Genomic DNA, 8,227 nt, shown 5'->3' with positions numbered 1-8,227 from the left:
CTCGAAGACGACCAGCGCATCGCATTGCCAACGCGCCACCTGCTGTGTGATGGCCTGTGTCGCGTTGGCAATGCGCCTCGGCACGCCGTCAGCCTCATCAAAGATATCGAGGTGTTTTTTGGAGATGTCGATTCCGACGTAACGAAGAGCTATGATCACGGTGCCTGTCCCTGTGATGCGAGGTCTGTTTGGCGCAGCCTCGTGCAACTGTTCAGGTTGATAGATGGAACGGGCGGGAGACCGAGCCGGCTCACGGCGTCAAGCGCCAAGGACCCAACGGCTTCCCGCCCACCCTCATCCTGACAGACTTCCAAGACACAGGGACCCATACGCCGCGGCGGACGTTGTGGCTGGGACTGGTCGTTGCAATAGTGCAGAAGGCGTCGTGCCCGCGCAGCGACCTCGCCGGCATGGCCGCAGGAAATCACGACCGGCGTACGCCAACACGCACGCCTGCCATGGCAGACGGCCGCGCGAATCGACAGTGCTATGAAAACTGTGCGCCCGAGGCTCTCAGCGCGGCGGCGACCTTATTGGTCCACCTTCGGCGTCTTGCCCGCAATGTCGAGGCCGAACCGGAGCGCGCGCTCCTGGCGCTCTTCCGTCAGCAGCTTCAATTCCCGTTCCAGCGACCGCGCGACCTCGTCCTGGGTTTCCTTGGAGCGGCGACGGGAGTCGCCTTGCGGTTTGGCCGGTTCGGCAGTCACGGGAGAAACCCTTGTCATCACAGTGTCACAGGCCCTGATGGCACGGCGGGAGTCGGGGCGACAATCAAAAAGAATTCAGTGGGCGCATCTTTGGAAGGTTTGCTGTGCGTCTGACTCAAATTTGGGCAGAAAATTCTCTTAAGTGTTGCCTCGAATGGAGCCGAACCGCTTCGGCCCGCCGTCTCATCAATTCGGATGAGAGAGCCCGGTTCCGACGAAATCATTTCCGGATTCGCACGAAGGCGTCCTGAAACCGACAAGGTCTAACCTTAGTAGCGTTGTGAAGGACGGCTGCCTGGTGAGACGCTGAGGACCGCGGTGGTGAGATTCACGACCCGGGTCGAGAGGTCAGTCGGTCCTCCTGAGACGTTGGGGATGATCCCGGAAATGAAGAAGTTGAATGCTGTGCCTTATGTCTGGGCGGCCGCGCTGATCGCGGTCGCGATCTGGGGCGTGAGCGGCACCCCGCAGACGGCACATACCTCTGCCAGCACTCATCTGGCCCGGGTGCGCTAGAGCTTCGGCCGCAGCGAGCGCTGCATATCCATCGTGTAGGTGTAGCGCCCCTCGGGGTGCGTGGTGATGGTGACCTCGAACAGTTCCTCGCGCTGGCCGTAGTAGCGGCGTACCACGGTGAGCGCCGGCGAGCCGGTCTTGACGCCGAGCGCCCTGGCGATCGGCGCCGGCATGCCCCGCACGAAGATTTCCATCTGCGCGCGCTCGGTGACCTGGCCGTACATCCTGGCGATCTGCTCATGCACCGGGGTGCGGCCGTGGTCGCTGCGGGTCACGACATCGGCGAACCGGCGCAGCACGTAGATTTCGGCCCAGCCGAGCGGCGCGGCGAACTGGTCGGAGCGGCGCACCGCCTCGATCAGGAACCAGCTCTTGCCAGGCTCGCATTTCAAAAGCCCGGCCAGCTTGCGGTCGGCCACGATGTCGCTGCTGGCCACGACCTCGCGGTAGGTCTCGTTGGAATAGCGCAGCCACTCGCCGAGCGACTTGACGCTGTGGGTGAACAGCACCGGCGGCTCGGATGCGATCACCACCGAGCCGAGGCCGGCGCGGCGCACGATCAAGCCCTGGTCGATCAGGATGCGCAGCGCCTCGCGCACGGTCTGCCGGCTGGCCTGGTAGCTCGCCATCAGCTCGGTTTCGGTCGGCAGCAGATTGCCGACCGCGTAGGTGCCGAGCCGGATGTCCTTCTGCAGCCCGGTGGCGATGTCGCGGTAGCGGGACGATCTCGCCCTGTCCGGTTGTTCAGACATGGCAGATCACTGGCATGCCATATGGCAGGCAACCGGATGTCCAGACTGCATCGACTGCAGCGCGGCCTCGAACGCGGCGAGCGTCGCCAGCACGTCCGCTTCAGGCACCGGGAACGGCTGCTTGCCTTCGACAGCGTCGGCAAAGGCCGCAAGTTCCGCGGTCAGGCTATCGATCGCCGGATAGCGCGTGGTCGCGGGCGCCTCGCCGGATTTCCGCAGCACCATCGTCTGTTCGTCGAGCACCTCGGCCGATCCTTCCGTGCCGAACACATGAATTCGCCAATAGAACGGTGTTGCGCGGATCGTCGCAAGTGTACCGCTGACGTGATTCACAAATTCAATCGTCAAAGTTGTGGTGTCGAGCGGCGGCGGTCCCGCCTCGCGCGCACTCAACCGGGCATAGACCTGGCGCGCGGGGCCGAGCAGGCTGACGAAGCCGTCGAGCACATGCAGCCCCGCGCCGGTCAGGCCGCCGCCCGGCGATTCCTCGGGTGACAGCCGCCAGCCCTGCGTGATGGTCTGCGAGTTCTCGTTGCTGTTGTGGCCCTCGACATGCAGGATGGTGCCAAGCTCGCCGCTGGCCGTGACCGCGCGCAGCGCCTGCATCGACGGCCAGAACCGCCGGTTATGCCCGACCGCGAGCACCACGCCGGCGCTGCGGCACGCCGCGAACATCTCTGCGGCATCGGCGCGCCGAAGTGCCAGCGGCTTCTCGCAAAACACCTGCTTACCGGCGCCGGCTGCCGCGATCACCTGGCCCTTGTGCAGCGAATGCGGCGTCGCCAGCAGCACGGCATCGATGCGAGGGTCGGCGAGGACATCGTCCAGGCTCGCCGCGACGGAGAGGCCGTGCGCCTCGCAAAAGCTGGCGGCGCTGTTGGCGTCGGGTTCCACCGCGCGGACGATCCTGAGCCGCGGCTCGTTGCGCGCGGCCCCGACCAGCGCGCGGCCCCATCGACCGAGGCCCGCGATCGCACAGTTGATCATGACTGTCCCTCGCCGTGGCCGCGGCCGGCCCGGATCGCCTCGATGACCGCGGCGCTGTCGTTGTCCGGCCCTTGAAGCGCGATCGCCGCGCGCAGCAGTCCGGCCTGCACCGAGGTCAGCGGCAAGGGCAGGCCGTGCCGACCGGCCTCCTGCAGGATCAGTTCGGCATCCTTCAAGGTCTGCGCGATGTGCGATTGCGGCGAGAAATCCCGCGCCAGCATCTTCGGCCCCTTGCTGTCCATCACCTTGGAATATGCCGCCGATTGCCGCGCGGTCGCAAGGAACACCGCGCCGTCGAGGCCGAGGCTCTCGGCAAAGGCGATGCCCTCGGCCAGCGCGGCGCGGTTGTTCTGCAGGATGAGGTTGATGGCGAGCTTGGTGCGGCTGGCATTGCCGACCGCGCCGACATTGATCCGCTGCGGGCAGAGGATATCGAGCGTCGCCGCGGCGGCGTCGATGACGTCGGCATCGCCGGCGACCAGCGCGGTGGCCGTGCCCGCACGCACCTCGGCGCTGGTCCCCGAGATCGGCGCTTCGACGAAGGCGAGGCGCGAGCGGGAGGCGAATTCGGCGATTGCCACGATCTCGCCCGGCGCGCCGGTGGTGGTGCAGATGACGCGCGGCGGCGGCGTCGCGTTGGCGAGGTCCGGCAGCAACGTCCTGACCTGGGCCGCGTCATACACCGCGATGACGATGGTCCGGCAGCGCGCCGCGACGTCGGCGGCGAACGCCGCGAACTCGGCGCCGCTGGCTCTCAGGCCATCCGTCTTCGCGGCGTCGATGTCGAAGCCGATCACCCCGATGCCGGCGTCGATCAGCCGTGCGGAAAGTGCCGATCCCATCAGCCCCAGGCCAATCATGCCAACAGGTGTCTCGCGAGCCATGATGCGACGCCGCCTCGCTTTATTGCGGCTGGATACCGGCCGCCTTGACCTCCGCCGACCAGCGCACGACCTCGCTCCTGACGAAGGCGCCGAACTCGGCCGGCGCCAGCGGCGCCACCATCACGCCGACATCGGCGAGCTTCTTCCTCGTCTCCGGCATCGCGAGGTATTTCGCACACTCGGCGTAGAGCTTGCTTACCACCGGTTCCGGCGTGCCGGCGGGCGCGAACAGGCCGTACCAGATCGTGGCCTCGAAGCCTGGCATCGCTTCGGCGAGCGCGGGCAGATCCGGCGTCAGCTCGTTGCGGGCCGCCGACGTCACGGCGATGCCGCGCAAGGTGCCGCCCTGCATCTGCGGGATCGCGACCGAGAAGTCGCCGAAGGTGAGATCGATCACCCCCGCCATCACGTCGGTCATTGCCTGCGGCACGCCACGATAGGACGCCGCGATCAGCGACAGGCCGCCGCGCGATTGTAGCTGGGCGATCGAGATCTGCGAGGCACCGGAGCCGTAGCCCGCGGTCAGATTGGGATTGGCCTTGGCGTAGCTGAGGAACTGCGGCAGGTCCCTGGCCGCGAGTTTCGGATTGACCAGCAGCACCATCGCCGTCGTGGTGGTGCGGATCACGGGTGCAAAGTCCTTCACCGGGTCGTAGGGCAGGCTCTTCAGCGTCGCGACGTTGCTGGCATGGGTGGTGTTGGTGCCCATCAACAGCGTGTAGCCGTCGGGCGCGCTGCGGGCGACCTCCTGCGCGCCGATGCTGCCGAGCGCGCCGGCGCGGTTCTCGATCAGCACGGTCTGGCCGAACGCGTCCTGCAGATGCTGGCCGACCAGCCGCGCGACATTGTCGGGACCGGCGCCGGCCGGGAAGGGCACGATGATCTTGAGCGGCCGTTGCGGAAAATCGTCGGCGGCGAAAGCCGGCAGGACCGGAAGCGTCGCAAGCAGGACGACGAGCAGCCCCAGCCGTAACTTCATCCCGGTCCCCTCCCGTGTCTGCTTTTGCAAATTTATACGGACAAATACATCAGAAAGGCAAGCGTCGGGCCTGCTGGAATGTTGAGGTGCATCATATTTATCCGTATAAATAGTCCATTCAGGGAGCCCGACGACGATGGTGGACATCAGCGATCTCCATGCGCGCGGACTGCGCCGGCGCCAGAAGATGTTCGGCGAGAGCGATGTCGCCAAGCGGATGGCCGCTGCCGGCGATTTCGGCACGCCGCTGCAAGACATCATCAATGCCTATGTCTATGGCGACGTCTGGGAGCGCAGCGGGCTGTCCGACCAGATCCGCAGCCTCGTGATGCTCGGCATCACCGCGGCGAGCAGCAAACCGGCCGAGTTCCGCGTGCATGCCAAGGGCGCGCTGGCCAATGGGTGCACCGCCGCGCAGGTGCAGGACGTGCTGCTGCTGGTCGCGATGTATTGTGGCATTCCGGCCGCGATCGAGACCAGCAAGATCGCAGCCGAGGTGTTCGGCGAGGTGCCGCCTGAGGGGTAGGGCACCGGCCTGCGCCGTGATAGGGACGTTGCCGACCGCGACCGGCAACAGGATCTGCCCATGTCCGCCTTCCCGACCTCGACCACCGTGCTCGATTCCGTATTGTTTCGCGATGCCTTCGGCACGCACGAGATGCGCGGGGTGTTTTCCGACCTGCGGCTGATCGAGCGCTATGCCGAGGTCGAGGTCGCGCTGGCGAAGGCCGAAGCGCGCTGTGGCGTGATTCCTGCTGAAGCCGCCGCGGAGATCGCAAAGCGGACCGATGTTGCCGCGTTCGATTTCGATCTGCTGCGGCAGGAGACCGACGTGGTCGGCTACCCGATCCTGCCGCTGGTGCATCAGATGGCGAAGCAGTGCGGCGAAGCCGGTCGCTATGTCCATTGGGGCGCGACCACGCAGGACATCATGGACACCGCCGTGGTGCTGCAGCTGCGCGACGGATTGAAGATCATCGAGGACGACATCGCCGCGCTGCGCGGCATTCTGGCCGGTCTCTCGAAAAAATACCGCGACACGCCGATGGCCGGGCGCACCCATCTGCAGCAGGCGCTGCCGGTGACCTTCGGCTACAAGACCGCGATCTGGCTCGCCGCCTTCGATCGCCATGCCGCGCGGCTCGTGGAGCTGAAGCCGCGCGTGCTGGTCGGCCAGTTCGCCGGTGCCGCCGGCACGCTGGCCTCGCTCGGCGACAAGGGCTTCGAGGTCCAGCAGGCGCTGTGCGAAGAGCTCGGGCTCGGTGTGCCCGTCTCCACCTGGCATGTTGCCCGCGACGGCCTGGCGGAAGCGGTGAATTTCCTCGCGTTGGTCACGGGAACGCTCGGCAAGATCGCGCTCGACATCATGATCATGGCGTCGACCGAGTTCGCCGAGGTCTACGAGCCGTTCGTGAAGGGGCGCGGCGCGTCCTCGACCATGCCGCAGAAGCGCAACCCGATCTCGTCGGAGTTGATGCTCGCCGCCGCCAAGGCGGTGCGCCAGCATGCCGGCCTGATGCTGGATGCGATGGTGCAGGATTTCGAGCGCGCCACCGGTCCGTGGCACGCCGAATGGATGGCGATCCCGGAAAGCTTCGTGCTGACCGCGGGCGCGCTGCATCAGGCGAGGTTCGCGCTTGGCGGCCTGATCGTCGACGAGCGGCGGATGGCCGACAATCTCGACATCAGCCGCGGGCTGATCGTGGCCGAAGCCGTGATGATGGGCCTCGCGCCCGCGATCGGCCGGCAGGAGGCGCATGACGTGGTCTATGACGCCTGCCGCGTCGCCAACGACAAGGGCCTGACGCTGGCCGAGGCGCTGGCCGCGGATGATCGCGTTGCCAGCCGGATCGATCGGGCGACGATCGACCGCCTCACCGCGCCGAAAAACTATCTCGGCCTCGCGCCCGAGATGGTCGACCGCGTGCTGGCCTCGGTGAAGCGGTAAAATTCGAGGCAATTGCTCGCCGTCGCGTGATCGAGCGCGGTGGCCGGGAACCTTGCGGATGCGGATCGAATTGGACTACGAATCCCGAGAGTTCCTCAAACGACACGGCGCTCCATGACCGCACATCAACGCAACCTTTCCGCCTCGATCGATCCCGTGAAACTCGATCGGCTCGCCGAAGTCGCGATCAAGGTCGGCCTGCAGTTGCAGCCGGGCCAGGATCTCTTGCTGACGGCGCCTGCCGCGGCGATGCCGCTGGTGCGGCGGGTGGTGGAGCATGCCTACAAGGCCGGTGCTGGTCTCGTGACCCCGTTCTTCTCGGACGAAGAGCTCACGCTGGCGCGCTACCGTTACGCCAGCGATGCGAGTTTCGATCGTGCCGCAAGCTGGCTCTATGAGGGCATGGCGAAGGCGTTCGGCGCCAACACCGCGCGGCTTGCGATCGTCGGCGACAATCCGATGCTGTTGTCGGGCGAAGACCCGGCCAAGGTGGCGCGCGCCAGCAAGGCCAATTCGATCGCCTACCAGCCGGCGCTGGAGAAGATCGTCAATTTCGACACCAACTGGAACATCATCGCCTATCCGAGCACGTCCTGGGCCAAGCAGGTGTTCCCCGACGATGCCGAGGACGTTGCGGTGGCCAGGCTTGCGGACGCGATCTTCTCCGCCTCCCGGGTCGATCAGGATGGCGCCGTCGCCGCCTGGGCAAAGCACAATGCGAAGCTCCGCGAGCGCACCGAATGGCTGAACGGCCAGCGCTTCCACGCGCTGAAATATTCCGGACCCGGCATGGACCTCACGATCGGCCTCGCCGACGGTCATGAATGGGAGGGTGGTGCGTCGACCGCCAAGAACGGCATCGTCTGCAATGCCAACATCCCGACCGAGGAAGTCTTCACCACCCCGCACTGCCGCCGCGTCTCAGGCCACGTCGTCAGCTCCAAGCCGCTGTCCTATCAGGGCACGCTGATCGACAATATCTCGGTCAAGTTCGAGGAAGGCCGCATCGTCGAGGCCAAGGCCTCGCGCGGCGAGGAAGTGCTGAACAAGGTGCTCGACACCGACGAGGGCGCGCGCCGCCTCGGCGAGGTCGCGCTGGTGCCGCACTCCTCGCCGATTTCGAAGAGTGGGCTGCTGTTCTTCAACACGTTGTTCGACGAGAACGCCGCCTCGCACATCGCGCTCGGCCAGTGCTACTCGAAATGCTTCGTTAATGGCGACAAGCTGACGCCGCAGCAGATCGCCGAGCAGGGCGGCAACAAGAGCCTGATCCATATCGACTGGATGATTGGCTCGGCGCACACCGACATCGACGGCATCCACGCCGACGGCCGCAGCGTGCCGGTGTTCCGCAAGGGCGAGTGGGCGTAAGGGGGCCGCTCACCCCGTCCTCTCGAGCTTGGTTCCGTCATCCTGAGGTGCGCGCTCTTGCGCGCCTCGAAGGATGCACGGCC

At 66.1% G+C, this 8,227-nt stretch carries 9 protein-coding genes; 4 read left to right on the top strand and 5 right to left on the bottom strand.

The features are described from left to right. Positions 1–530: 530 nt before the first annotated feature. Positions 531–707 carry a hypothetical protein gene (locus tag QJT82_RS09525; RefSeq protein WP_162832420.1) on the bottom strand — a complete coding sequence of 59 codons (177 nt, stop codon included), beginning with the start codon at positions 705–707 and terminating at the stop codon, positions 531–533. Positions 708–1,094: 387 nt separating this feature from the next. Between QJT82_RS09525 and QJT82_RS09520 the strand changes: the two genes are divergently transcribed. Continuing rightward, a complete protein-coding gene (locus QJT82_RS09520; RefSeq protein ID WP_016847287.1) occupies positions 1,095–1,223 on the top strand; it encodes a hypothetical protein in 129 nt (42 codons plus the stop codon). Here the strand turns inward: QJT82_RS09520 and QJT82_RS09515 are convergent. Genes QJT82_RS09515 through QJT82_RS09500 form a run of 4 tightly spaced genes read right to left on the bottom strand, consistent with a single transcriptional unit; the run spans position 1,220 to position 4,825 of the window. Further along, positions 1,220–1,975 (bottom strand): GntR family transcriptional regulator, encoded by a 756-nt coding sequence (locus QJT82_RS09515; protein ID WP_018269133.1) that lies wholly within the window; start codon positions 1,973–1,975, stop codon positions 1,220–1,222. The two genes, QJT82_RS09520 and QJT82_RS09515, sit on opposite strands and share 4 nt — an antisense overlap. Positions 1,976–1,981: 6 nt before the next feature. Continuing rightward, positions 1,982–2,962 carry a Gfo/Idh/MocA family oxidoreductase gene (locus QJT82_RS09510; protein ID WP_028339169.1) on the bottom strand — a complete coding sequence of 327 codons (981 nt, stop codon included), beginning with the start codon at positions 2,960–2,962 and terminating at the stop codon, positions 1,982–1,984. Beyond that, positions 2,959–3,846, bottom strand: coding sequence for an NAD(P)-dependent oxidoreductase (locus QJT82_RS09505; protein WP_028339168.1), 888 nt, complete (start codon positions 3,844–3,846; stop codon positions 2,959–2,961). The genes QJT82_RS09510 and QJT82_RS09505 overlap by 4 nt, the downstream gene beginning before the upstream one ends. Positions 3,847–3,865: 19 nt before the next feature. Further along, entirely contained in the window at positions 3,866–4,825 is a 960-nt protein-coding gene (locus QJT82_RS09500) for a tripartite tricarboxylate transporter substrate-binding protein (protein WP_028339167.1), read from the bottom strand. A gap of 136 nt (positions 4,826–4,961) precedes the next feature. Between QJT82_RS09500 and QJT82_RS09495 the strand changes: the two genes are divergently transcribed. From QJT82_RS09495 to QJT82_RS09485, 3 genes are all read left to right on the top strand, one after another. After that, positions 4,962–5,351, top strand: a complete 390-nt coding sequence (locus QJT82_RS09495; RefSeq protein WP_051447732.1) for a carboxymuconolactone decarboxylase family protein — start codon at positions 4,962–4,964, stop codon at positions 5,349–5,351. A 60-nt stretch (positions 5,352–5,411) separates the two neighbouring features. Continuing rightward, positions 5,412–6,773 (top strand): adenylosuccinate lyase family protein, encoded by a 1,362-nt coding sequence (locus QJT82_RS09490; RefSeq protein WP_028339165.1) that lies wholly within the window; start codon positions 5,412–5,414, stop codon positions 6,771–6,773. Positions 6,774–6,887: 114 nt separating this feature from the next. Beyond that, entirely contained in the window at positions 6,888–8,144 is a 1,257-nt protein-coding gene (locus tag QJT82_RS09485; RefSeq protein ID WP_028339164.1) for an aminopeptidase, read from the top strand. The last annotated feature ends 83 nt before the right edge of the window (positions 8,145–8,227 follow it).

Origin of the sequence: Bradyrhizobium sp. Mp19 (genome assembly GCF_029952935.1) — a bacterium.
Classification (GTDB): Bacteria; Pseudomonadota; Alphaproteobacteria; order Rhizobiales; family Xanthobacteraceae; genus Bradyrhizobium; species Bradyrhizobium elkanii.
The sequence above is the reverse complement of the archived record's forward strand: the minus strand, read 5'-3'. Positions and strand labels throughout refer to the sequence as shown.